Source organism: Ruixingdingia sedimenti, from assembly GCF_031432425.1.
GTDB lineage: Bacteria > Pseudomonadota > Alphaproteobacteria > Rhodobacterales > Rhodobacteraceae > Ruixingdingia > Ruixingdingia sedimenti.
The window spans coordinates 183,230-208,223 of the sequence record NZ_JAVKPH010000001.1 but is presented as its reverse complement, the minus strand read 5'-3'; the positions used below and the strand labels follow the sequence as shown (position 1 = coordinate 208,223).

22 protein-coding genes are annotated in these 24,994 nt (G+C 68.0%); 12 read left to right on the top strand and 10 right to left on the bottom strand.

The window, feature by feature from the left end:
• Window positions 1-122: 122 nt before the first annotated feature.
• Window positions 123-1,022 (top strand): DMT family transporter, encoded by a 900-nt coding sequence (locus RGD00_RS01075; protein ID WP_310455249.1) that lies wholly within the window; start codon window positions 123-125, stop codon window positions 1,020-1,022.
• 186 nt (window positions 1,023-1,208) lie between these two features.
• Here the strand turns inward: RGD00_RS01075 and RGD00_RS01070 are convergent, their stop codons facing one another.
• Entirely contained in the window at window positions 1,209-2,870 is a 1,662-nt protein-coding gene (locus RGD00_RS01070) for an FAD-dependent oxidoreductase (protein WP_310455248.1), read from the bottom strand.
• Between the two features lie 161 nt (window positions 2,871-3,031).
• Between RGD00_RS01070 and RGD00_RS01065 the strand changes: the two genes are divergently transcribed.
• Window positions 3,032-4,255 carry a cytochrome P450 gene (locus RGD00_RS01065; protein ID WP_310455247.1) on the top strand — a complete coding sequence of 408 codons (1,224 nt, stop codon included), beginning with the start codon at window positions 3,032-3,034 and terminating at the stop codon, window positions 4,253-4,255.
• A 26-nt stretch (window positions 4,256-4,281) separates the two neighbouring features.
• Complete coding sequence (locus RGD00_RS01060) at window positions 4,282-5,454, top strand: acetyl-CoA acetyltransferase (protein WP_310455245.1); 1,173 nt, start codon at window positions 4,282-4,284, stop codon at window positions 5,452-5,454.
• Between the two features lie 166 nt (window positions 5,455-5,620).
• On the opposite strand, the gene RGD00_RS01055 is transcribed toward RGD00_RS01060, so the two are convergent.
• From RGD00_RS01055 to RGD00_RS01030, 6 genes are all read right to left on the bottom strand, one after another.
• Window positions 5,621-6,340, bottom strand: a complete 720-nt coding sequence (locus tag RGD00_RS01055) for a sulfate/molybdate ABC transporter ATP-binding protein (RefSeq protein WP_310455244.1) — start codon at window positions 6,338-6,340, stop codon at window positions 5,621-5,623.
• 10 nt (window positions 6,341-6,350) lie between these two features.
• On the bottom strand, window positions 6,351-7,229 hold the full coding sequence (gene cysW, locus RGD00_RS01050) for a sulfate ABC transporter permease subunit CysW (protein ID WP_310455243.1): 879 nt from the start codon (window positions 7,227-7,229) through the stop codon (window positions 6,351-6,353).
• Window positions 7,222-8,058: a sulfate ABC transporter permease subunit CysT gene (gene cysT, locus RGD00_RS01045; RefSeq protein WP_310455241.1), complete on the bottom strand. Its 837-nt coding sequence runs from the start codon at window positions 8,056-8,058 to the stop codon at window positions 7,222-7,224. Before cysT ends, cysW begins: the two co-directional genes overlap by 8 nt.
• 9 nt (window positions 8,059-8,067) lie before the next feature.
• The gene (locus RGD00_RS01040) at window positions 8,068-9,183 is read right to left on the bottom strand and encodes a sulfate ABC transporter substrate-binding protein (RefSeq protein ID WP_310455240.1); all 1,116 of its coding nucleotides are present in this window, start codon (window positions 9,181-9,183) and stop codon (window positions 8,068-8,070) included.
• A 41-nt stretch (window positions 9,184-9,224) separates the two neighbouring features.
• Entirely contained in the window at window positions 9,225-9,464 is a 240-nt protein-coding gene (locus RGD00_RS01035) for a hypothetical protein (protein ID WP_310455238.1), read from the bottom strand.
• Between the two features lie 174 nt (window positions 9,465-9,638).
• Window positions 9,639-10,100 (bottom strand): RrF2 family transcriptional regulator, encoded by a 462-nt coding sequence (locus tag RGD00_RS01030; RefSeq protein WP_310455237.1) that lies wholly within the window; start codon window positions 10,098-10,100, stop codon window positions 9,639-9,641.
• A gap of 183 nt (window positions 10,101-10,283) precedes the next feature.
• Between RGD00_RS01030 and RGD00_RS01025 the strand changes: the two genes are divergently transcribed.
• From RGD00_RS01025 to RGD00_RS01005, 5 genes are all read left to right on the top strand, one after another.
• Window positions 10,284-10,757: an Lrp/AsnC family transcriptional regulator gene (locus tag RGD00_RS01025; protein WP_310455236.1), complete on the top strand. Its 474-nt coding sequence runs from the start codon at window positions 10,284-10,286 to the stop codon at window positions 10,755-10,757.
• 190 nt (window positions 10,758-10,947) lie between these two features.
• Entirely contained in the window at window positions 10,948-11,451 is a 504-nt protein-coding gene (locus tag RGD00_RS01020; protein WP_310455235.1) for a type III secretion system chaperone family protein, read from the top strand.
• A gap of 31 nt (window positions 11,452-11,482) precedes the next feature.
• Window positions 11,483-12,304, top strand: a complete 822-nt coding sequence (proC, locus tag RGD00_RS01015) for a pyrroline-5-carboxylate reductase (protein WP_310455234.1) — start codon at window positions 11,483-11,485, stop codon at window positions 12,302-12,304.
• Window positions 12,301-12,648 carry a tRNA-binding protein gene (locus RGD00_RS01010; protein WP_310455233.1) on the top strand — a complete coding sequence of 116 codons (348 nt, stop codon included), beginning with the start codon at window positions 12,301-12,303 and terminating at the stop codon, window positions 12,646-12,648. Before proC ends, RGD00_RS01010 begins: the two co-directional genes overlap by 4 nt.
• Window positions 12,648-13,601, top strand: coding sequence for a 2-hydroxyacid dehydrogenase (locus RGD00_RS01005; RefSeq protein ID WP_310455232.1), 954 nt, complete (start codon window positions 12,648-12,650; stop codon window positions 13,599-13,601). Before RGD00_RS01010 ends, RGD00_RS01005 begins: the two co-directional genes overlap by 1 nt.
• 99 nt (window positions 13,602-13,700) lie before the next feature.
• Here the strand turns inward: RGD00_RS01005 and RGD00_RS01000 are convergent, their stop codons facing one another.
• Window positions 13,701-15,047 (bottom strand): DEAD/DEAH box helicase, encoded by a 1,347-nt coding sequence (locus RGD00_RS01000; protein ID WP_310455231.1) that lies wholly within the window; start codon window positions 15,045-15,047, stop codon window positions 13,701-13,703.
• A gap of 447 nt (window positions 15,048-15,494) precedes the next feature.
• Between RGD00_RS01000 and RGD00_RS00995 the strand changes: the two genes are divergently transcribed.
• Window positions 15,495-16,220, top strand: a complete 726-nt coding sequence (locus RGD00_RS00995; protein ID WP_310455230.1) for a Crp/Fnr family transcriptional regulator — start codon at window positions 15,495-15,497, stop codon at window positions 16,218-16,220.
• A 16-nt stretch (window positions 16,221-16,236) separates the two neighbouring features.
• Here the strand turns inward: RGD00_RS00995 and carB are convergent, their stop codons facing one another.
• Window positions 16,237-19,566, bottom strand: a complete 3,330-nt coding sequence (gene carB, locus RGD00_RS00990) for a carbamoyl-phosphate synthase large subunit (RefSeq protein WP_310455229.1) — start codon at window positions 19,564-19,566, stop codon at window positions 16,237-16,239.
• 130 nt (window positions 19,567-19,696) lie between these two features.
• Between carB and RGD00_RS00985 the strand changes: the two genes are divergently transcribed.
• Window positions 19,697-20,335 (top strand): CPBP family glutamic-type intramembrane protease, encoded by a 639-nt coding sequence (locus tag RGD00_RS00985; protein WP_310455228.1) that lies wholly within the window; start codon window positions 19,697-19,699, stop codon window positions 20,333-20,335.
• Window positions 20,336-20,351: 16 nt separating this feature from the next.
• On the opposite strand, the gene RGD00_RS00980 is transcribed toward RGD00_RS00985, so the two are convergent.
• Window positions 20,352-21,590, bottom strand: coding sequence for a cyclopropane-fatty-acyl-phospholipid synthase family protein (locus RGD00_RS00980; RefSeq protein WP_310455226.1), 1,239 nt, complete (start codon window positions 21,588-21,590; stop codon window positions 20,352-20,354).
• Between the two features lie 174 nt (window positions 21,591-21,764).
• Here RGD00_RS00980 and aspS point away from each other — a divergent pair, with 174 nt between their 5' ends.
• Both aspS and RGD00_RS00970 read left to right on the top strand, forming a co-directional pair.
• Window positions 21,765-23,543: an aspartate--tRNA ligase gene (aspS, locus tag RGD00_RS00975; RefSeq protein ID WP_310455225.1), complete on the top strand. Its 1,779-nt coding sequence runs from the start codon at window positions 21,765-21,767 to the stop codon at window positions 23,541-23,543.
• An 84-nt stretch (window positions 23,544-23,627) separates the two neighbouring features.
• On the top strand, window positions 23,628-24,986 hold the full coding sequence (locus tag RGD00_RS00970; RefSeq protein ID WP_310455224.1) for a DUF1800 domain-containing protein: 1,359 nt from the start codon (window positions 23,628-23,630) through the stop codon (window positions 24,984-24,986).
• Window positions 24,987-24,994 lie beyond the last annotated feature (8 nt).

Genomic DNA, 24,994 nt, shown 5'->3' with positions numbered 1-24,994 from the left:
CCGTGGGCCCGTGCCGGGCGGGGCCCGCAGCCCCCCGGCACGGGCCCGCGCCGCCCGGCCTGCCGCACCCCGTATGCGGCCCGGGCGGTCCCCGCACCGCTGCGGCATGGCCCCAGACCGAATTGTCCACGCCCCCCACACCCCGGCCAGCGCCGACGCCCCTTGTCGCGATCTGGTTCATCATCGCCGCCTTCTTCCTGTTTTCCTGCACCGATGCCGCGGCGAAATACCTGATCCGCGATGGCGTCTACCCGCCCTTTGCCAGCTGGATCCGGTTCATGGTGCAGGGGGTGCTGGTCGCGGCGCTGTTCCGCATCTGGACCCGCCCGCGCAATTTCGGCACCCGGCAGCCGTGGCGGCATGTGCTGCGGTCCTGCCTGCTGCTGTTGTCGGGGGTGTTCAGCTTTGCCGCGCTCGACACGCTGCAACTGGCGGAATTCATCTCGATCATTTTCCTCGGTCCGTTGATGATCGTGGTCATGGGGCGGGTGTTCCTGAAGGAACGGGTGGAATGGCAGCGGTATGCCGCGGTCCTCTCGGGGCTGGCGGGGGTGCTGATCATCACCCGGCCGGGCTTGGGGGGCTTTCACATCGGCCATGTGATCGCGCTGATGGCGGTGACGACCTACAGCGGCTTTGCCGTGGCCACCCGGATGCTGGCCGCGACCGAGACGCAGGAAAGCCTGATGTTCATCCCCGCGATCATGGCGCTGGTGGTGATGGGGCCGGCGGTCATCGCCACCGGCCCGGTGCCGGACGAGCCGCTGCACTGGCTGATGATGTGCGGGCTCGGCGTCACGGGGGCGACGGGGCAGTTTCTGGTGGTGCGCGCCTACCGCATCGCCGCCGCCTCGGCGCTGGCGCCCTACAACTACCTGCAAATGATCTGGAGCGCGTCGCTCGGCTATCTGGTGTTCGGCGATCTGCCCGACATCTGGACGGTGACGGGCAGCCTGGTGATCGTGGCGAGCGGGATCTACCTGATGCACCGCGACCGTCTGGCGCGCCGCGCGGCGGGCTGACCCGGCGTTCGCGCGGGCGAAGAGGGCAGGGCCGGGGGCCAGCCCCGTTGCCTGGTGGTTCCCGAACCAGTGGCGCACCACACGCTCTCAACGGGGAAAGCGCCGCCGGTGTTTTCAGGCTGGCCCAAATATCCCCGCCGGAGGCCACCGCGCTTTCCGCCGCAGCCGCCGCCGGGGTGGGGGGCCTCACGCCCCCGCGATGATGTCCTTCGCCGCGATATAGCCGAAGGTCAGCGCCGGGCCGAGGCTAGATCCGCCCGCCGGGTAAAGCCCGCGGCTGAGCGAGTTCATGTCGAGCCCCACGGCGTAGAGCCCCTTCACCGGCTTGTCCTCGCCGTCCAGCACCCGGGCGCGTTCGTCGGTCGCAAGCCCGGCGACGGAACTCAGGTCGCCCGGGATCAGCGCGATGGCGTAGTAGGGGCCGGGGCCCACGGGGGCGACACTGGGGTTGGGCTTGTTTTCCTGATCGCCGCGGAAGCGGGAATGCGCATCCTCGCCGCGGTGGAAATCGGGGTCCTCGCCGCGGGCGGCGAAGTCGTTGAACCGTTTCACCGTCGCTTCCAGCACCGCCGGATCGGCGCCGATCTTGCCGGCCAGTTCCGCGATGGTCTGCGCCTCGATCAGATAGCCGTTGCGGATCCACTTCTTCACCGAATAGGGGAAGGGCCGCGCCAGCCCCATGCCGTAGCGGCGCAGGAAGTCGTGCCCGGCGATCATGTGGACCTTGGGCAGGCCGAGAGACTGCATGGTCATCACGAAGTTCTGGTAGCTGTCGGCCTCGTTCACGAACCGCTTGCCCTGCGGATCGACGGCGATGGAGCCGGGCATGTAGCGGTCGATCATGATATGGGGGAAGCGGCGTTCGCGCCCGTTTTCGTCCTTCACCCGCGACACCGGAATGTAGATCCCGTTCGACGGGTTGTCGGCCACCAGCCGCCCGCCCACGCCGATCCCCATCTGGATGCCGTCGCCCTGGTTGTCCTCGGGCTGGATCGAGACGTGGTGGTCGGCCAGCGGCATGAACTTCTGCCGCAATTCGTCGTTGGCGCCGAAGCCGCCGGCCGCCAGCACCACGCCGCGGCGCGCGGTCAGCGCGACCTCGCGCCCCTCGCGGCGCACGACGAGGCCGGTCACGCGGTCGTCGTCGCGGGTCAGCCGCAGGGCGGGGGTTTCGCGCCAGAGCGTCACGCCCGCGTCCAGCGCCGATTTCAGCAGACGCCCCGCCAGCGCATTGCCCGCCACCAGCCGCGTGCCGCGCCCATGGCGCGCGACCTGTGCGGCGTGGCGCAGCAGCATCCGGGTCGTATGCTTGAACCCCGCGGCCGACCGGAACGCCTTGCGCAGCGGCACCACATCCGCGCCCGCCACCTGCATCGTGTCGAACACGGTGAATTCGGTATAGGGCCGGCGCAGGTATTGCAGGTGGTCGCCGAGCCGGCTGCCGTCGTATTCCACCGCCACCACGCCGCGGTGGTTGGTCGCGCCGGGGTTGTTGGGCTGATAGTCCGGCGTCGGGCTGGCGAAGAAGCGCAGTTCGGTCGTCGCCTCCATGTGCCGCAGCATCTCGGGTGCGGCGTCGAGGAAGGCGCCGACGCGCGCGCCGTCGTACCAGTTGCCCAGGACCGCGCGCAGATAGGTGTCGGCCTGATCGCGGCTGTCCTCGACGCCCTTGGCCTTCATGTGGTGGTTGTCGGGGATCCAGGCCATGCCGCCCGACAGTGCCGTGGTGCCGCCGAACACCTTGGCCTTTTCCACCACCAGCACCTTCAGTCCCTGCTGCGCCGCCACGATGGCCGCGCACAGCCCGCCAGCGCCAGAGCCGACAACGATCACGTCGAATTCGTCCAAGGACCCGTCCTCCAGATGCACAATGACGCCCCCGGGGGCGCGCCGACGCGCTTTTCATAAGGGATGGCGCGGCGGGCCAAAGCCCCCTGCCATGGGGACTGCGCGCGGGGGCGGGCAGGTGCAAGGTGCATCCGCGAACCGGCCGAACCCCGGAGGATGTCATGACCAGCCCAGCCACTGCCCGCGCCCGCGACGACCTGCTCGAACCGCCGGAAATCGACATCGACCCCTATGCGGACGAGGTTGTCCTGAACCCCTATCCGTTCTTCGACCTGATGCGCGAGGCGGGGCCGGTGGTGCGGCTGTCGAAATACGGGGTCTATGCCTCGGGCCGCTACGAGGAATCGAAGCAGATCTTCAACGATCACGACCGCTTCATGGCCTCTGCCGGGATCGGCATCGCCGACATCCGCAAGCCCGGCGCCTTCCGCATCCCCAACCGGCTGCTGGAAAACGACCCGCCGAGCCATACCGCGATCCGCGGCACGCTGACCAAGTACCTCTCGCCCATCACCATCCGCCGCTGGCGCGACCATTTCGAGGTCGAGGCCGCGCGGCTGGCCGACGAACTGGTCGAACGGGGCCGTTTCGACGGGGTGGAGGATCTGGCCGAAGCCTATGTGCTCAAGGTCTTTCCCGAGGCCGTGGGGGTCGAACTGCCGCGCGTCGAGGCGCTGACCATCGGCGAGATGGGCTTCAACCAGGCCGGGCCCTACAACGAAAAGCACCGCCGGGCGGTGGAACGCGCGCAGCCCTATCTGGAATGGTACGAAAACAGCATCAAGCGCGAGTCGATGCGCCCGGGCTCCATCGGCGAGATGGTGCTGGACGCCGAGGCGCGGGGCGAGTTCGATCCGGGCGTGGGGTCCAACATCATGCGCGCCTTCGTGCGCGGCGGGGTCGACACCACGGTGGCGGGGATCGGTTTCGCGCTGAACCAGCTGGCGCGCAACCCCGACCAGTTCGCGCTGCTGCGCGACAATGCGGCGCTGGCCAAGAACACGTTCGAAGAGGCGATCCGGCATGAATCGCCCTCTTACGTCAACTTCCGCACCACCACGCGCGAGACCGAACTTTCGGGCTATCGCCTCGACGCCGATACCAAGATCGGCACCTTTTCCGGCGCGGCGAACCGTGACCCGCGGTTCTGGAAGGACCCGGAGAAATTCGACATCACCCGCGACGTGACCGGCATCCATGTCGCCTTCGGCCATGGCAGCCACACCTGCATCGGCCAGATGATCGCCCGGCTGGAGGCCGAATGCATCCTGCGCGCGCTGTCGCAGCGGATTTCGGCCATCGAACTGGACGGCGAGATGCGCTATCGCGCGGTCAACCAGCTGCACACGCTCGACGTGCTGCCGCTCAAGGTGACGCCGCGCTGACCCCTTTTCGGAAACTGGAGAACCTCATGAACAACGCGCAGATCGTCGGTTGGGCGCATTCGAAATTCGGCAAGTCCGAGGCCCCGGATACCGAGGCGCTGATGGGGCAGGTCGTGGACCAGGCGCTGGAACACGCCGGGGTCGGCGCCGCCGATGTCGACGCCATCTTCGTCGGCGTGATGAACAACGGCTTTTCGCCGCAGGATTTCCAGGCCGGGCTGGTGGGCATGACCAACGAGGCGCTGGCCTTCAAACCCGCGATGCGGGTGGAAAACGCCTGCTCCACCGGGTCTGCCGCGATCTATACGGCGATGGACTACATCGCCTCGGGCCGCGGCCGGATCGCGCTGGTGGTGGGGGCGGAAAAGATGACCGCCGTCAGCACGCAACAGACCGGCGACATCCTTCTGGGCGCCAGCTATCACAAGGAAGAGGCGGGCGTGGCGGGCGGCTTCGCCGGCATTTTCGGGCGCATCGCGCAGGCCTATTTCCAGCGGTATGGCGACCGTTCGGCGGAACTGGCGATGATCGCGGCCAAGAACCATGCGAACGGGCTGCTGAACCCCTATGCCCATATGCGCAAGGATTTCGACTTCGATTTCTGCAACACCGTGTCCGACAAGAACCCCTATGTCGCGGGGCCGCTGCGGCGCACGGATTGTTCGCTGGTGTCGGACGGGGCGGCGGCGATCGTGCTGGCGGATGCTGAAACGGCGGCCAGCCTGAACCGCGCCATCGCCTTCCGCGCGCGGCACCATGTGAACGACATCATGGCGATGTCGCGCCGGGCCGACCCGCTGGCCTTCGACGGCGCGCGCCGGGCCTGGGCCGGGGCGCTGGCGCAGGCGGGGGTGACGCTCGATGACCTGTCGCTGGTGGAAACGCATGACTGCTTCACCATCGCCGAACTGATCGAATACGAGGCGATGGGCCTTGCCGCGCCGGGCGAAGGCTACAAGGTCGTGCGCGAGGGGATCACGCGCAAGGACGGCAGGCTGCCGGTGAACGTGTCGGGCGGGCTCAAGTCCAAGGGGCATCCGATCGGCGCGACGGGCGTGTCCATGCATATCATGGCGGCGATGCAGGCGGACGGTTCGGCCGGCGATCTGCAGCTGCCCGATGTCAAGCTGGCGGGCGTGTTCAACATGGGCGGGACGGCGGTGGCGAACTACTGCTCGATCCTGGAAAAGGTGTCCTGAGCCTTTTTCACCCGGCGGTGCGGGTGGACAGGGCGGTGCCGGGGGCCAGCCCCGCGCCGGCTGGTGCGCCACTGGTTCGAGAACCAGCCGGCGCGGGGCTGGCCCCCGGCGCCGACAGGCACACAAGACACAGCGCGCCCGGTCTGCCGCCGGGCGCGTTGCCGTTTCAGGCGGTGATGAAATCGCGCACGAAGGGCGTGGCCGGGCGGGCGCGGATGTCCTGGGGCTTGCCGATCTGTTCGATCCGGCCCATCGACATGACCACCACCAGATCGGCCAGTTCCATCGCCTCGTCCTGGTCGTGGGTGACGAAGACGGTGGTCAGGCCGGTCTCGTCATGGATGTCCCGCAGGCCCTGACGCAGTTCCTTGCGCACCTTGGCGTCGAGCGCGCCGAAGGGTTCGTCCAAAAGCAGCATCCTGGGCTCGATGGCCAGCGCGCGGGCCAGCGCGACGCGCTGGCGCTGGCCGCCCGACAGCTGGCCGGGATAGCGCGCGCCGATGTCGGGCAGCTGGATCAGTTCCAGCAGCCGCGCCACGCGCCGCGCGATTTCCGCCCGCGGCGGGCGGGTCGCGCGGGGGCGGGCGCGCAGGCCGTAGGCGATGTTTTCCGCCACCGTCATGTGCCGGAAGAGCGCATAGGACTGGAACACGAAGCCCGCGCGGCGTTCCTGCACCGTGAGCCCGGCCGCATCCTGCCCGTCGAACAGCACCCGCCCCGTGGTCGGGTATTCGAGCCCGCCGAGGATGCGCAGAAGCGTTGTCTTGCCCGACCCCGAGGGGCCGAGCAGCGCCACCAGCGCCCCCGAGGGAATGGCGAGCGAGACGGGATGGAGCGCGGCGGTCGTCCCGAAGGTCTTGGCGATTTCGTCGATCTCGATATGCATCGGGGGCCTCCTAATGGCGGTGCGCCGCGGCGAGGGCATCGGCATGGCGGATTTCCAGCGTGGTCTTGAGCAGCAGCGTGACCAGCGCCAGCAGCGTGAGCACCGCCGCCAGACTGAACGCCGCGACCGAGAGATATTCGTTGTAAAGCATCTCGATGGTGATCGGCATGGTCGCGGTCTGGCCCCGGATCTTGCCCGAAACCACGGCGACCGCGCCGAATTCGCCCATCGCGCGCGCGTTGCACAGCAGCACGCCATAGAGCAGCGCCCACCGGATGTTGGGCAGCGTCACCGTGCGGAACACCCGCCAGCCGCTGGCGCCGAGGGTCAGTGCGGCTTCTTCCTCGGCCCGGCCCTGTTCGATCATCACCGGGATCAGTTCGCGCGCGACGAAGGGGAAGGTGACGAAGACCGTGGCCAGCACGATCCCCGGCAGGGCGAAGACGATGGGATAGCCCTGCGCCACCAGCCAGCCGCCGATCAGCGAATTGGCCCCGAACATCAGCACGATGCAGAGCCCCGCCACCACCGGGCTGACGGAAAACGGCAGGTCGATCAGCGTGATGAGGAAGGCCTTGCCGCGGAAGTCGAACTTGGTGATCAGCCAGGCGGCGGCGATGCCGAAGGCGGCGTTGAGCGGGACGGAAATCGCGGCGATGGTCAGCGTCAGCCGGATCGCCGCGCGCGCGTCGCGGTTGGCAAGCGATTCCACCGCAGCGGTGACGCCCTTGGCCAGCGCCTCGGCAAAGACCGCGGCGAGGGGGGCAAAGACCAGCAGGGCCAGCCCGCCCCCCGCCAGCAGGATCAGCGCCCACCGCGCCAGCGGGGTTTCGGTCGTCACCGGGCGGTGGCGCCGGGCAGGGGCGGCAGCAAGGGTTGTGTCAGACATGTCCGATCCTCCGCCGGCTCCAGATCTGGATGAGGTTGATGACCAGCAGCATCGCGAAGGAAATCAGCAGCATGGCGATGCCGATGGAGGCGGCCGTGTCGTTGTTGAACTCCTCCAGCTGGATCACGATCAGCAGGGGGGCGATTTCCGTCACCAGCGGGATGTTGCCGGCGATGAAGATGACCGAGCCGTATTCGCCCACCGCGCGGGCCAGCGCGAGCGCAAAGCCCGTCAGTGCGGCAGGCAGCAGCATGGGCCAGATCACCCGGCGGATGGTGTAGAACCGCCCGGCGCCGAGGGTGGCGGATGCCTCCTCGACCTCGCGCTCGATTTCCTCGACCACGGGCTGGACAGTGCGGGCGACGAAGGGCAGGCCCACGAAGACCAGCGCGATGAAGATCCCCCATTGGGTATAGGCGATCTTCCAGCCGATCCCTTTCGCCAGCGACCCGAACACCCCGTTGGGTGCGTAAAGCGCGGTCAGCGCGATACCGGCCACCGCGGTGGGCAGCGCGAAGGGCAGGTCCACCGCCGCATCCAGAAGCCGCCGCCCCGGAAAGCGGTAGCGCACCAGAACCCAGGCAAGGATCACCCCGAACACCAGATTGAACAGCGCGGCGATGAGCGACAGGCGGAACGACAGGAACAGCGCCCGCCACACCCGTTCGCGGTTGATCGTATCCCAGACGTTCTCGATGCCGAAAGTGGCGCCCCTCAGAAGAAGGGCGCCGATCGGCAACAGGACCACCAGGCTCAGCATCGTCACCGTGATGCCGAGACTGAGGGAAAGCCCCGGCATCGGCGATCGGTGGATGAGGGGGCGTGCCATCCCGTCACCTCATTTCGCGGTATAGATCTGGTCGAACACGCCGCCGTCGCCGAAATGTTCGGGCTGCGCCTTGGCCCATCCGCCGAAATGGGCGATGTCGACCAGCTCCAGTTCCGGGAAGCGCGCCACATCCTCGGGCGCCGCGGCGGATTTGTCCCAGGCGCGGTAGAAGTGCTTGAAGGCCAGCGCCTGCCCCTCGGGCGAATAGAGGTAGTCGAGATAGGCGGCGGCGAGCGTCCTGGTCGCCTCGTCCGTCAGGTTGGCGTCCACCAGCGTCACCGGCGGTTCCGCGAGGATCGACAGCGAGGGCACCACGATGTCGAATTCATCCTCGCCCAGTTCCTTCAGCGCCAGATAGGCCTCGTTTTCCCAGGCCAGCAGCACATCGCCGATGCCCCGCTGCGCGAAGGTCGTGGTCGATCCGCGCGCGCCGGAATCCAGCACGGGGACGTTCTTGTAGAGCTTGCCCACGAAGTCCTTCGGATCCTGCCCGTTCTTTTCGGCCCAGGCCCAGGCGGCCAGATAGCTCCACCGTGCCGCCCCGCTCGTCTTGGGGTTGGGGGTGATGACCTCCACCCCCGCCTGCACAAGGTCGCCCCAGTCGGTCAGGTTCTTGGGGTTTCCCTCGCGCACCAGGAACACGATGGTCGAGGTGTAGGGCGAGGAGTTGTGGGGCAGGCGCGCCTGCCAGTCGGCCGGGATCTTGCCCGATTGCGCGATCCGGTCGATGTCGGAGGCGAGCGCCAGCGTCACCACCTGCGCGTTCAGCCCGTCGACCACCGCCCGCGCCTGACTGCCGGAACCGCCGTGCGAGGTTTCGATCTGCGGCGCGGGGTTGCCGAGCCCTTCCCAGTGTTTCGCGAAGGCGGCGTTGATGTCGCGGTACAGCTCGCGCGTCGGGTCATAGCTGACGTTCAGCAGTTGCTGCGCCTCTGCCCCCGCGGGGGCCGTCAGCACGCCGAAGGCCAGCAGGAAGGCCGGCAGGCTGTTGCGCAGGAACCGCGTCACGGGCCAGCCGGTCAGGCGTTGCAGGCCGGTCGAGATGGTGACGCGGCCGTCGGCGTGGTCCTGCACCTTGTCGCCCTGGGCCAGCACGCGGCCGGCGATGGTGATGGTGGTCAGCATGGGGATGGTCCTCGAATGGAATGCGGTGTGGCGGAGGGCGGTCATTGCACGCCCCCGGAATGCAGGCGGGCGACGCGGGTTTCCCAGTGCCGGGGGTCGCGGTTGCGCAGCAGCGCGCCGGCGGTCGCCTCGGGGTCGGCGCTGAACAGGCGCAGGGGGGCGCCGTTCACGCGGTGGGTCGCCCCGGTGCGGCGGTCGATGAGCGAGACCATGAACATCGCGCAGCGGGCATCCATGGTCACGGGCGTTCCGGTCAGGGCGGCGGGGGTCACGGCGATCATCTCGATGCTCCTTCGGTGCGGGGCGGCAGGTCCGTCTGCCATGGGTTTAATATCTACCGGAGAAGTCGTGTTTATCAACGGAATTAAAACGTCTAATTTTGTCGTGATTGGAGAAGGATTTTCTCCGCCCCGCGCGGCGGGGCCGGCGGGGTGGTCAGGAAATGTATAAGGATGTCAGGTGATTGCCGGTGTATCGGCCAGCATCGGCGGCACACCCTGGCGCAGCATGTCTTCGAGCGTGAGCGATTCGATGATCAGCAGGTAGGACCAGAACACCTCGGCAAAGACCTTGCGGATGCGGCAGGTGGCCTCGTCCGTGCAGTCCTCGCACCGCTGATAGGCGCGCCGCGACAGGCAGGGCAGGGGGGCGATGGGCCCGTCGATCAGGCGCAGCAGTTCCGAAATCGACACGTCGGACGGTTTCTTGATCAGGCTGTAGCCGCCCGACCGCCCCCGGGTGGAGGCGATGACGCCGGCGTTGCGGATTTCCAGCAGGATATGTTCCAGAAACCGCTTGGGCGTGCCGGAGCGGCGGGCGATCTCTTCGATCGTCAGCGGCTCCGGCGCTTCCTTCCCGGCCTCGTCGGCCAGAACCAGAAGCGCCTTGAGGGCGTATTTCATCTTCTGCGTGATCATATCCTCAGACCTACGGCCTGTGCGGGAAGGAATCAATGTCGGCCGGGGGTTTGGCGGGCGAAATTCCGGTATCCGGGGGGTACGGGATATATCACGATAAACAATGTAGACATTAATGTATTTTTCCGCCATCCTGAACCCCCCGCCCGCACCGCTGCGGGCCAAAGACAACGGGACGTTTGGATGGACGCGCTGGACCTCATCGACCGCAAGATCGTGGCGGAACTGATGCAGGACGCCACCCTGCCGCTGGCCCGAATCGCCGAACGCGTGGGCCTGTCGCAGACCCCCTGCTGGAAACGCATCCAGAAGCTGGAGGCGGCGGGCGTGCTGACCGGACGGGTGGCGATGGCCGACCCGGCCAAGCTCGGTTTCGGGCTGACGGTCTTTGTCGGCGTCGAGGCGCCCGACCATTCCACCGAATGGCGCGACGCCTTTTGCAGGACCGTCGCCACCATCCCCGAGATCATGGAGGTCTACCGTATCGCGGGGGATCTGGATTTCCTGCTGCGCATCGCCGTGCCGGACCTACCGACGCTCGACCGGATCTACCGGCAACTGACCGACGCGGTGGCGATCCGCAACGTGACCTCGTATTTCACGATGGAGCGGGTCAAGTACACGACCGCCTATCCCGTCGATACCCGCAACCGCTGATCCCCTACCACCGATTCTGGGGGTAAACCACAAGGGACAGAGTTCTCCACAGGAAATCGCACCAGATTTTGCTTTACAGGCTTCTGCTTTGGGCACACCATATCTAGTATGTGGGTGTCCGGCAGATGCCGCTGGTTGCCGGGCGCCCAGTCTTGGGGGGCGTGGCCCCGGACATCAGAGTGAGGCAGGCATGTCGCTTTCCGAAGACTACCTCCTGGCCGACGAGATCCACCCCATCGACGTGGTGGAATCGCTGGCCGCGCATCACGACTGGGAATTCGACCGCGTGACGGACGACCAGATTGCCATGGCGGTCGAGGGGCAGTGGCGGACCTATTCGCTTACCCTCGCCTGGTCGGCGCGCGACGAGGTGCTGCGGCTCATCTGCACCTTCGAGATGGACCCGCCCGAGGCGCGGGTACCCGCGCTGCATGCGCTGCTCAACCGGGTGAACGACGAATGCTGGGCCGGGGCCTTCGCCTGGTGGGGCGAACAGCGGCTGATGGTCTGGCGCTATGGGCTGGTGCTGGCGGGCGGGCAGATGGCGGGGCCGGAACAGGTGGGCCGGATGATTTCCGCCGCCGTGGCGGCCTGCGAACGTTTCTACCCCGCGTTCCAGCTGGTCAGCTGGGCCGACCGCACGCCCGAGGACGCGATGCAGGTCGCCATTGCAGAGGCTTACGGGCGCGCCTAACCTCCGCCCCGCCTGAACAGGGAGGGGTGCGATGCAACAGGATATGGTGGCCCGGCGGGGGCTGGTGCTTCTGGGCTGTGGCAAGATGGGGTCCGCCCTGCTGGAAGGCTGGCTGGCGCAGGGGCTGCCCCCCGCATCGGTCTGGGTGCTCGAACCGCATCCCTCGGACTGGCTGAAGGGGCTGGCGGCGCAGGGGCTGCATCTGGGCGGCGACCTGCCGCCCGACCCGGCGGTGGTGCTGATCGCGGTCAAGCCCCAGATGATGGGCAGGGCGCTGCCGCAGATGGCGGGCTATGGCAACGGCAGCACGCTGGTGGTGACGATCGCCGCCGGGACGCGGATCGCGGCATATGAGGCGCTTCTGGGTGCGGATACGCCGGTGGTGCGTGCCATGCCCAACACGCCCGCCGCCGTGGGCCGGGGCATCACCGCGATCTGCGGCAATGCCCGTGTGACCGGGGACCAGATGGCGCTGGCCGAATCGCTGCTGTCCGCCGTGGGGCAGGTGGTGCGGCTGGAGGGCGAGCATCAGATGGATGCCGTCACCGCCGTGTCCGGTTCCGGCCCCGCCTATGTGTTCCACATGATCGAGGCGCTGGCAGAGGCGGGCGTGGCGCAAGGGCTGGCGCCCGATCTGGCGATGCGGCTGGCGCGGGCGACCGTGACCGGGGCGGGGGAACTGGCGCATCGCGCCGCCGAATCGGCCGGACAGCTGCGCGTCAACGTCACCTCGCCCGGCGGCACCACCGCCGCCGCGCTGGCGGTGCTGATGGATGCCGACACCGGGCTGCCCCCGCTGATGCGCCGCGCCGTGCAGGCCGCCGCCGACCGCGGGCGGGAGCTGGGGGCATGAGCGCCGCGCCGCAGATCGCTTACGACGATTTCGCCCGCGTGGACATCCGCGTCGGCCGCATCACCCGCGCCGAGCCCTTCCCCGAGGCGCGCAACCCTTCGTACCGGCTCTGGGTCGATTTCGGCGACGGCATCGGCGAGAAACGGTCCGCCGCGCAGATCACCGTGCATTACCGGCCCGAGGATCTGGTGGGCCGGCAGGTGCTGGCGGTGGTGAACTTTCCGCCCCGGCAGATCGGCAAGGTGATGTCCGAGGTGCTGGTATTGGGCGTGCCCGATGCCGATGGCGCGGTGGTGCTGCTGCGCCCCGATGCCGAGGTGCCGTTGGGCGGAAGGATGTTCTGATGCCCCGCATCCTCATCACCCGCCGCCTGCCCGATACGGTGCTGGAGGCCGCCCGCGCCCGGTTCGAGGTGGTGCTGAACGACAACCCCGCGCCCCTGACAGAGGAAGGCGCGGCGGCGGCGCTGGCGGATTACGACGCGATCCTGCCGACGCTCGGCGATGCCTTCACCGCCGGGGCCTTTGCACGGGCGGGGGCGGTGCGCTGCCGGCTGCTGGCGAATTTCGGCGTGGGCTACAATCATATCGACGTGGCGGCGGCCAAGGCGGCGGGGGTGGCGGTGACGAATACCCCCGGCGCGGTGACGGATGCCACCGCCGACATCGCCATGACGCTGCTGTTGACGGCGGCACGGCGGGCGGGCGAGGGCGAACGGCTGGTGCGGGCGGGCGCTTGGACCGGCTGGCAGCCGACGCAGATGCTGGGGCGGCAGGTCACGGGCAAGCGGCTGGGTATCGTCGGGATGGGCCGGATCGGGCGGGCGGTGGCGCGGCGGGCGCATCACGGCTTCGGCATGCAGGTCGCGTTCTTCAACCGCTCGCCCGTGGCCGACGCGGGCGTGCCCGCGCGGCAGGTCGCGACGCTGGCAGAGGCGATGGCGCAGGATTTCGTGGTGATCGCAGTGCCGGGCGGGGCGGGGACGCGGCACCTGATCGGGGCCGCGGCGCTGGCGGCGATGCCTGCGCATGGCGTGCTGGTCAATGTCGCGCGCGGCGATGTGGTGGACGAACCGGCGCTGATCGCGGCCCTGGAAGAGGGCCGGATCGCGGCGGCGGGGCTCGACGTCTACGAATACGAACCCGAGGTGCCCGCGGCGCTGCGGCGGCTGGAGAACGCGGTGCTGCTGCCGCATCTGGGCACCGCGGTGCTGGAGGTGCGCGAGGCGATGGGGATGATGGCGGTGAAGAACCTCATCGCCTGGGCCGAGGGCCGGCCGCTGCCGAACCCGGTGTAGCAGACCCGGGAAGGCTCCCGCCCGTTGACGCCGCCCTTACGGGCGGCATCCCCGGTTGGGGGTGGCGCCGCGCGATGCGCGGCGCGGTCGGGCACGGGATCAGCCGCGTGCGCCGTGCGATTGGCGGGGTTTCGCATCGCGCCGGGGCGGTGCGGAACCGCCGGGGCGGGCCGCGGGTTTGGCCGAGGCGGGCTTGGGCGCCGGTTTGGCCGCGGGTTTCCCCGCGCCCGCCCCCTGCCGCGCCGGTTTTGCGCCGCCCCCGCCCCCGCGCCGTTGCTGCTGCGGCCGGCGGACGGGCGCTGCCGAGGGTTCCACCGCATGCGGTGTACCGCCCGCGATGGCCAGCGGCTGGCCCGTCACCTTCTCGATCGCGCGCAGCTCCTCCATCTCGGCGGGCGCGCAGAAGGCCACGGCGCGGCCCGAGGCCCCGGCCCGCGCCGTCCGGCCGATGCGGTGGACGTAGTTGTCGGGCACGTTCGGCAGGTCGTAGTTGTAGACATGGCGGACGATCGGAATGTCGATCCCGCGCGCGGCCACATCGGTCGCCACCAGCACCTTCAGCGTGCCCTCGCGGAATTCCTTCAGCGTGCGTTCGCGGTGGTTCTGGCTTTTGTTGCCGTGGATCGACCCGGCGGCGAAGCCCCAGGAATTCAACAGCTTCATCAGCTTTTCCGCGCCATGCTTGGTGCGCGAAAAGACCAGCGCCGATTCGGCCGGATGCTGTTGCAGATAGCTTTCCAGAAGCTTCGCCTTGTCGCCCTGGTTGGTGAAATGCACCGCCTGGTCGATGCGGTCGGCGGTCTTGCCGGGCGGGTTCACCGCCACCTTGACCGGATCGCGCAGATAGGTCTGCGCCAGTTCGTCGATCAGCTTGGGCATGGTGGCCGAAAACATCAGCGTCTGCCGTTTGTGCGGCAGATGGCGGGCGATCTTGCGCAGCGCATGGATGAAGCCCATGTCGAGCATCTGGTCGGCCTCGTCCAGCACCAGATAGCCGGTGTTTTCCAGACTGACGGCGCGGCGGTCCAGCAGGTCGATCAGCCGCCCCGGCGTCGCCACCAGCACATCGGCGCCGCGCGCCAGGCGTTCCGTCTGCTTGTTGATCGAGGCGCCGCCGGTGACAGAGGTCACGCGCACCGGCGTGCCCTTGGTGAAGCCTTCCAGATGTTCCGCGATCTGCGCCACCAGTTCGCGCGTGGGCGCAAGGATCAGCGCGCGCACGTTGCGCGGCCCGGGCGGGTGACCGATGTCCAGCAGCCGGTGCAGCAACGGCAGGCCGAAGGCCGCCGTCTTGCCGGTGCCGGTCTGTGCCAGCCCCATCAGGTCGCGGCCCGCCATGACATGGGGGATCGCCTCCAGCTGGATCGGCGTGGGGGTGGTGAAGCCGGTCTTTTCCAGCGCAAGCAGAAGTTTCGGGGAAAGGCCGAGGCCGGCGAAAGTGGTCATGAAAATCTTTCCGGGCGGGTTGCCGCCGCTGGTCCGCCCCGTGGGGGGCGCAGGGTGAAGGCCGCCGCGCGCCGGGGGACCGCATGTCCGCAAGGCCGCAACCGCCGTGGTACCCCTGCGTGATGGTGGGAACCTTTGTCCGGGCCGTCAGGTGCTCACGCGGCACGGGCCTGGGGACGGAACCGAGATGGGGCATATCGGGGGCGAAGTCAATGCCGCGCATGCCGGGGGGCCGGGGAAGGGCGCGTGCGCCTGGGGAACGCACGCGCCGCCTGGGGATGCGCGCGCGCCAAGGATCGCGCGCGCAGTCGGACCGCCCAAAGCCGAAAATCTATACTGTTCCTTGACACACGATCCGGGATGTTCTCTACCGTGCTGCCTGCCCGGGATTGCCTGTTTTTCGACAATTGATCGCAGGCGCAGAAAGTTTTTGAAAGGAAAGTGATGATGACACCCAGGCGCGGGGCCGGGGAGGAATTTCAGGCGGTGCTGGAACGCGGCTGGCTGGCCGGCATGCCGTCCGGCTTTCAGGCCGCCGTGCTGGAACAGGCGCGGCTGGTGCGCTATGAGGCGGGCGAGTTCACCCATCACATCGGCGACAACCCCGGCGGCATTTTCGGCATCGTCAGCGGCAGTTTCGGTGTCATGGGGCTGAACCGCATGGGCGGGCTGACCCTGGGCGACATCCTGCGGCGCGGCAGCTGGTTCGGCCACGGGCCGATGTTCACCGGCAGGCCCCGCATGCTGGCTTTCCGCGCGATGGAACCGACGGCCGTGGCCTATGTGACGTTGCAGTCGGTCGAGGTGATCTCGCAGCGGTTGGCGGGGGCGGGGAGATGTTTCGCGCAACTGCCGGAATACAACATGAACATCTATGTCGAGGTTCTGGGCGACCTGCTGATCCGCCGGTCGGATCAGCGGATCGCCGCCGTTCTGCTGCGGGTCAGCGGGGCGACGGCGGGCGTGTATCCCCAGGAGACCGGGGATTGTGCGGTCACGCAGTCGGATCTGGCGGAAATGGCCAATGTCTCGCGCCACACGATGAACGCGGTGTTGAAGGATTTCGCGGCGCGCGGCTGGATCCGGCTCGGCTATGGCCGGGTGGCGGTGTCCGACGCGGCGGGCCTTGCCGCCTTCGTGACCGAAGAAAACCCGGGCGCGCGCGGCCTGTAGCGCGCCCCCGGGGGGCTCAGCCCTGCAAGGTGCGCACGCCGTAGCCCTCGGCCCGGGCCTTCATCGCCGCCACCGCGGCGACCGATGCCGCGGCGGTGGTGAAATAGGGGATCTTGTCCATCAGCGCCACGCGGCGGATGTCGCGGCTGTCGGAAATCGCCTGGTTGCCCTCGGTCGTGTTCATCACCAGCGCGATGGTGCCGTCCTTCAACTGGTCGACGATGTTCGGCCGGCCCTCATAGACCTTGGCCACCGCCGTCGCGGCAATCCCCTGATCGGCCAGCCATTTCGCGGTGCCGCGGGTCGCCACGATCTCGAACCCCATGCGCGTCAGGTCGCCCGCGGCCTCGGCCAGCGCGGGGGTCTTGTCGGCGTCCTTGACCGACAGGAACACCCGGCCCGCATCCGGCAGGATCGTCCCCGCCCCCATCTGCGCCTTGAGGAAGGCGAGCGCGAAGGTCCGGTCCCAGCCCATCACCTCGCCGGTAGACCGCATTTCCGGGCCGAGCAGCGGGTCCACGCCGGGGAAGCGGGCGAAGGGCAGCACGGCTTCCTTCACCGAAAACCATGGCGTGATCGGGTCGGCCAGCGTCAGCGGGTCGGCCAGCGGCAGCGCGTCGTCGGGGCCGACGCCATCGGGATAGGCCGCGCGCAGCGGGAAGGCCGACAGGGGTTCGCCCGCCATCAGCCGCGCGGCGATGGAGGCGATGGCGCTGTCCGTCGCCTTGGCGACGAAGGGCACGGTGCGCGAGGCGCGGGGGTTCACCTCCAGCACATAGATCACGCCGTCCTTGATGGCGAACTGCACGTTCATCAGCCCGACCACGTTCAGCGCCCGCGCCATCAGTTCGGTCTGGCGTTTCAGTTCTTCTACCGTGTCGGCCGAAAGGCTGTGGGGCGGCAGGCAGCAGGCGCTGTCGCCCGAATGGACGCCGGCCTCTTCGATATGTTCCATGATCCCTGCGACATGGACGTTCTGCCCGTCGCAGAGCGCGTCCACATCCACCTCGATCGCGCCCGACAGATAGCTGTCCAGCAGCACCGGATTCTTGCCCGAAACCTGCACGGCGGTGGTGATGTAGCGTTCCAGCTGCGCATCGTCGCGCACGATTTCCATCGCCCGGCCGCCCAGAACGTAGGACGGGCGGATGACCAGCGGATAGCCGACGCGCGCCGCGATCTCGAACGCCTCGTCCCGGCTGTGGGCGATGCCGTTGACGGGCTGTTTCAGGCCCAGATCGTTCAGCAGATGCTGGAACCGCTCGCGGTCCTCGGCAAGGTCGATGGCGTCGGGCGTGGTGCCGAGGATCGGGATGCCCTCGTCCTTCAGCGCCTGCGCCAGCTTCAGCGGCGTCTGCCCGCCGAACTGGACGATCACCCCGTGCAGCGTGCCGTTTTCCTGTTCCACCCGCAGGATTTCCAGCACATGTTCCAGTGTAAGGGGTTCGAAATACAGCCGGTCCGAGGTGTCGTAGTCGGTGCTGACGGTTTCCGGGTTGCAGTTGACCATGATCGTCTCATAGCCCGCGTCGGTCAGCGCATAGCAGGCATGGACGCAGCAATAGTCGAACTCGATCCCCTGTCCGATCCGGTTGGGGCCGCCGCCCAGGATGACCACCTTCTTGCGGTCGCTCGGCCGGGCCTCGCATTCCACCTCGTCCATCGCGGGGGCTTCGTAGGTGGAATACATGTAGGGGGTCTGGGCCTCGAATTCGGCGGCGCAGGTGTCGATGCGCTTGAAGACGGCCGTCACGCCCAGATTGCGCCGCGCGCGGCGGATCTGCCCTTCGTCGCGCCCCGTCAGTTTCGCCAGCCGCGCATCGGTGAAGCCCATCATCTTGAGCCCGCGCAGCCCCGCGGCGTCGAGCGGCAGGCCGTTCTTGCGGATGCGCGCCTCGGTTTCCACGATTTCGCGGATGCGGGCCAGGAACCAGGGATCGAAGGCCGTGGCATGCTGGATGTCGTCGTCCGACAGGCCGTGGCGCATCGCCTGCGCGATGATGCGCAGCCGGTCGGGCGTCTGTTGCGACAGCGCGGCGGTGATCGCGGCCTTGTCGGGGGCGCCGGGGATCGCGATCTCGTCAAAGCCGGTCAGGCCGGTTTCCAGGCTCGCCAGCGCCTTTTGCAGCGATTCATGGATGGTGCGGCCGATCGCCATCGCCTCGCCCACCGATTTCATGGCGGTGGTCAGCAAGGGTTCCGACCCGGGGAACTTTTCAAAAGCGAACCTCGGGATCTTCGTGACCACATAATCTATGGTGGGTTCGAAGCTGGCGGGTGTCACTTTCGTGATGTCGTTGTCCAGCTCGTCCAGCGTATAGCCCACGGCCAGCTTGGCCGCGATCTTGGCGATGGGGAAGCCCGTGGCCTTGGACGCCAGCGCCGAGGACCGCGACACCCGCGGGTTCATCTCGATCACCACCATGCGGCCATCGGCGGGGTTGATCGCCCACTGGACGTTGGACCCGCCGGTTTCCACCCCGATCTCGCGCAGCACGGCGATAGAGCCGTTGCGCATGATCTGGTATTCCTTGTCGGTCAGCGTCAGGGCCGGGGCGACGGTGATCGAATCGCCCGTGTGCACGCCCATCGGGTCCACGTTCTCGATGGAACAGACGATGATGGCGTTGTCGGCGCGGTCGCGCACCACCTCCATCTCGTATTCCTTCCAGCCCAGAAGGGATTCGTCGATCAGCACCTGCGCCACCGGCGAGGCGTCGAGGCCCGAGCGCACGATGCGTTCATAGTCGTCGCGGTTGTAGGCGACCCCGCCTCCCGTGCCGCCAAGGGTGAAGGCCGGGCGGATGATCGCGGGCAGGCCGATGTCTTCCAGCGCCTTCATCGCCTCGGTCACGCCGGCGGTGACGTCATACTTGCCATTGGCCAGTTTCGGCGCCGCGATGATGGTGGCGCGGGGGTTTTCCAGCCCGATCCGGTCCATCGCCTCGCGGAACAGCTTGCGGTCTTCTGCCATTTCGATGGCCTGCCGATTGGCCCCGATCAGTTCGACCTTGTACTTTTCCAACACGCCCATGTCGGCCAGCGCCAGCGCGGTGTTCAGCCCGGTCTGCCCGCCCATGGTGGGCAACAGCGCGTCGGGGCGTTCCTTTTCGATGATGCGGGCGACGACATCGGGGGTGATCGGTTCGATATAGGTCGCATCCGCCAGCCCCGGATCGGTCATGATCGTCGCGGGGTTGGAGTTCACGAGGATCACGCGATAGCCTTCCTCGCGCAGGGCCTTGCAGGCCTGCGCGCCGGAATAGTCGAATTCGCACGCCTGCCCGATGACGATGGGCCCCGCGCCGATGATCATGATGGATGTGATATCGGTTCTCTTCGGCATGTCTCGGTCCCCATCGCGCAAATTGCCGGGGTTATAGACGGTGCCGTCACGGGCGCAAGTCCCGTTGCGACCTTGTACGGCGCCCCGGGCGTTGCGATATGCTGACGGCAGGGGTTGGCGGGGTGCGGCGATGGGGCAGGGCAGGCTGTGGTTGCGGGTGGAATTCGCGGCGCTCTATCTGCTGGCACCGGTGACGATGGCGCTTGTTCTGCCGCCGCGGGCGCTGTTTCCGATGCTGTTCCTGCTGACGGGGGTGGGGCTGGTGCTGCTGCACCGCACGCCGGGGTTCAGTTGGGCCAGCCTTCTGCGGGGCCGCGTCCGGTGGGGGCAACTGGCGCTGTTCACCCTGGGCACCGCGCTGCTGGCCTGGGCGGTGCTGCGCTGGATGGCGCCGGGGCAGGCGTTCTTCCTGCTGCACTACCAGCCCGAACTGCTGGCGATGATCTGGGCGCTTTACCCGGTGCTGTCGGCGCTGCCGCAGGAAATCGTGTTCCGCCCGCTGTTCTTTCGCCGCTATGGCGTGATCCTGCCCGGGGGGCCGGCGATAATGGTGCTGAATGCGGCGGTGTTTTCGCTGGCGCATCTGATGTACTGGAACGCGGTGGTCGCGCTGATGACCTTTGCCGGCGGGCTGGTCTTTGCCCATGCCTATCACCGCCAGCAGTCCTTTCCGCAGGCGGTGCTGTTGCACAGTCTGGCGGGGAACGTGCTGTTCACCGTGGGCCTGGGGATCTTCTTCTATTCCGGGAATGTGGCGCGGCCGTTCTGACCCGGCCGCGCCCCCGCTATTCCGCCGCGCGCAGCGCCGCCCGCGCTTCGGGGACATAGAGGTAGTCCCGCGTCAGCGGCACGGCCTCCTGCCGGCGGGCCAGCTGGATCTGGAACACGCATTGCCCGCCGTAACGGAAGCTCATTTCCGAGGCGACGAGGTAGAACCGCCACATCCGGCAGAAACGGTCGTCGTAAAGCGCGCGCACCTTGTCGATGTTCGCCTCGAACCGCATCTGCCAGTGGCGCAGCGTTTCGGCATAGTGCAGCCGCCAGATCTCGACATCGGTCTCGACCAGCCCCTCGCGTTCCACCGCCGCCATGGTTTCCGACAGCGCCGGGCAATAGCCGCCGGGGAAGATGTACTTGGTGATCCACGGGCTGGTGGACCCGGGTGGCGAAAACCGCCCGATGGTGTGGATCAGCGCCACGCCGTCCGGGTTCAGCAGCTTTTTCATATGGCGGAAATATTCGCGGTAATGCGGCGCGCCGACATGTTCGAACATGCCGACGGAAACGATGCGGTCGAAGGTCTCGCGCACGTTGCGATAGTCGGTCAGGCGGAATTCCACCCGGTCCGACAGGCCCGCCGCGGCGGCGCGTTCGGTGGCCACCTTGTGCTGTTCGGTCGACAGCGTGACCCCCAGAACCTGGACGCCGTAATCGCGCGCCAGCGTCAGCGCCATGCCGCCCCAGCCACAGCCGATGTCCAGCACCTTCATCCCCGGCTCCAGCAACAGCTTGCCGGCGATATGCGCCTTCTTGGCCGCCTGCGCCTCTTCCAGCGTCACCTCGGGGGTGCGGAAATAGGCGCAGGAATATTGCTTGTCGGTGTCGAGGAACAACTCGTACATCTCGCCCGACAGGTCGTAGTGATGCGCCACGTTGCGCCGCGCCTTGCCCGTCGGGTTGAATTGCAGGATCGGTGTCGCGATCTTGCGGAACATCCGCAGCAGGCCCGGCCAGGTGCCCGCGCCTTCGGGGAAATTGCCCAGAAGGACCTGCAACAGCCCGTGCAGGTCGTCGTTTTCCACCGTGATGGTGCCGTCCATATAACCCTCGCCCATCACGATCTCGGGCGAGAACAGCAGCCTGCGCGGCAGGTCTTCGTCATGGAACGCGACGCGGACCTCGGGCGGCTGACCGTCGCCATAGCGCAGCACCGTTCCGTCCACGAGCTGGATGATAAGCGTCCCGCGGTGCAGGAAGCTGCCGACCATACGGTCGAAAAGCTTTGTCCACATGGAAGCAGCCATGCCTTGTCCCCTGAAATTGCCAGCGATTCTCTGACCGCTCGGACAAAAGGTTAAGGGATTCGTTCCCCGGGGTGAAGCACCTGCACTGTTCCGGGGTGCAGAGTGCGCTTGACTTCACCTGCGGCAGCGGCTGTATCGGCGCGATACGCCCAAGCCTCGGGAAAGGGGAAGACCATGCACGCCTATCGCACCCACACCTGCGCCGACCTGCGCCATGCCGATGTGGGGCGGAACGTGCGCCTGTCGGGCTGGGTGCACCGGGTGCGCGACCACGGGGGGGTGCTGTTCATCGACCTGCGCGACCATTACGGCATCACCCAGGTGCTGGCCGATGGCGACAGCCCGGCGCTGGCGGCGATGGAAAAGCTGCGGTCCGAATTCTGCATCCGCATCGACGGCACGGTGAAGGCGCGCGACGCGAGCCTTGTGAACCCCAAGCTGCCCACCGGCGAGGTCGAGGTCTATGTGACCGCGATCGAGGTCCTGGGCCCGGCGGACGACCTGCCGCTGCCCGTCTTCGGCGAACCCGACTACCCCGAGGAAACACGGCTCACCTACCGTTTCCTCGACCTGCGGCGGGAAACGCTGCATGCCAACATGATGCTGCGGTCCAACGTGGTGCGGTCGATCCGCAACCGGATGTGGGATGCGGGCTTCAACGAATTCCAGACCCCGATCATCACCGCCTCCTCGCCCGAAGGGGCGCGCGACTTCCTCGTGCCCTCGCGGCTGCATCCGGGCAAGTTCTACGCCCTGCCGCAGGCGCCCCAGCAGTTCAAGCAACTCCTGATGGTGTCGGGCTTCGACAAGTATTTCCAGATCGCGCCCTGTTTCCGCGACGAGGATCCGCGCGCCGACCGTTCGCCCACCGATTTCTATCAACTCGACATCGAGATGAGCTTCGTCACCCAGGACGACGTGTTCGCCGCCGTCCAGCCGGTGGTCCAGGGGTTGTTCGAGGAATTCGGGGGCGGCCGCCGGGTGGATGCCGACTGGCCGCGCATCGCCTATCGCGACGCGATGCTGTGGTACGGCACCGACAAGCCCGACCTGCGCAACCCGATCAGGATGCAGGTCGTCAGCGAACATTTCCGGGGCTCGGGCTTTGCGATCTTTGCCAAGCTGCTGGAAAACGAGGGCACCGAGATCCGCGCCATTCCCGCCCCCGGCGGCGGCAGCCGCAAGTTCTGCGACCGGATGAACGCCTTCGCGCAGGCGCAGGGCCTGCCGGGGATGGGCTATATCTTCTGGCGGGAGGATGGCGGCCAGATGGAGGCCGCGGGCCCGCTGGCCAAGAACATCGGCCCCGAACGCACCGAGGCGATCCGCCAGCAGCTTGGCCTCAAGGTGGGCGATGCGGCCTTCTTCCTCGGCGGCAAGCCCGAGACGTTCGAGGCCGTGGCCGGCAGGGCGCGGGTGGAAATCGGCCGCGAACTGGGCCTGACCGAGGAAAACACCTTCCGTTTCGCCTGGATCGTCGATTTCCCGATGTACGAAAAGGACGCGGAAACCGGCAAGATCGACTTCAGCCACAACCCGTTTTCGATGCCGCAGGGCGGGCTCGACGCGCTGATGGGCGACCCGCTCGAGGTCGTGGCCTATCAGTACGACCTTGCCTGCAACGGCTATGAACTGATCTCGGGCGGCATCCGCAACCATACGCCGGAGATCATGTTCAAGGCGTTCGAACTGGCGGGCTATCCCAAGGAAGAGGTCGAAAAGCGGTTCGGCGGCATGGTCAAGGCGTTCCGCTATGGCGCGCCGCCCCACGGGGGCTGTGCGGCGGGGATCGACCGCATCGTCATGCTGCTGGCGGACGAGGCGAACATCCGCCAGGTCATCCTGTTCCCGATGAACCAGCGGGCCGAGGACCTGATGATGGGCGCGCCCTCCGAACCCAGCAACGAGCAATTGCGCGAACTGCGCCTGCGCGTGATCCCCAAGGACGCCTGACCCGGCAGAAGCCTGCCGATCACGCGCCCGCGTGCTGCGCGGGCGCGGGCGGCGTGTTAGCCTCTGCCGTGACGGAGGTGCAGCATGCTGACACGCGACGGAATCGCCGCGATGCGATTCGGCTATGGCCCCCACGGCGGGCGCCTGCCGCAGGGCGATATCGCCGCCGGGCTGGCAGGCCCCGACCGGATGGCCGCCGCCCTGCCGGGGCCGGGCACGGATGCCGTGCTGGCCGAACGCGCGCAACTGCTGGAAATCGTCCGCCGCGGCCGCGAAAATCCCAAGGCCGTGGCCGATGAACGCAGCGCGCAGACCGACCGCATCCAGGAGATGTTCTTTACCGCCGCCCGCCGCGACCTCGCGCGTGCGGTGGTGGCAGAGGACGGGTTCCGCGAACGGCTGGTGCGGTTCTGGGCCGACCACTTCACCGTCCGCGCACCCGCCGCAGCGGATCGCCCGCTTGTCTCCGCCTTCGTCGATGACGCGATCCGCCCGCATGTCGCGGGGCGCTTCGCCGACATGCTCGCGGCGGTGGCGATGCATCCGGCGATGCTGCTCTACCTCGACCAGCGCGCCTCGGTGGGGCCGAATTCCCCGATCGGGCGCAACCGCGAACGGGGGCTGAACGAGAATTTCGCCCGCGAACTGCTGGAACTTCACACCCTCGGCGTCGGTGCGGCCTATGACCAGCGCGACGTGCGCGAACTGGCCGAACTGCTGACCGGCCTGACGGTGGACGCGGACGGCGCCTTCGTCTTTCAGCCGCGATGGGCCGAACCCGGGGCCGAAACCGTGCTGGGGCAAAGCTATGGCGGCAAGGGCGCGGCGGTGCTGGACGACATCCTGCGCGTTCTGGGCGATCTGGCGGTGCGGCCCGAAACCGCCCGCCATATCGCCGGCAAGCTGGCGGTGCATTTCGTTTCCGACACCCCCGACCCGGCGCTGGTCGCGGCGCTGGCCGCCACCTGGGCCGATACCGGGGGCGACCTGCTGGCGGTGTCGCGCGCGCTGGCGGCGCATCCCGCGGCATGGAAGGCGCCGCTGGCCAAGCTGCGCCAGCCCTTCGATTTCATCGCCGCCGGGCTGCGCGCGCTGGATCTGACGGCGGAACAGGTGACGGACCTGCCGCGCCCGCGCACGCAACGGGTGTTCCTGCGCCCGATGGCGGCGATGGGCCAGCCCTGGCAGATGCCGCGCGGCCCCGACGGCTGGCCCGAGGATGCCACCGCCTGGATGACGCCGCAGGCGCTGGCCGCGCGCATCACCTGGGGGATGCAGGTTCCCGGGCTGCTGCGCCGTCCGCTGCCCGACCCGCGGCTGTTTCTGGATGCCGCGCTGGCGGGGGTGGCCGACGATGCGCTGCGCACCGCGGTGTCCCGGTCCGAAGACGCCACCGAGGGCGTGGGCCTCGTGCTCGCCTCGCCCGCGTTCAACCGCAGATAGGGGGAAAG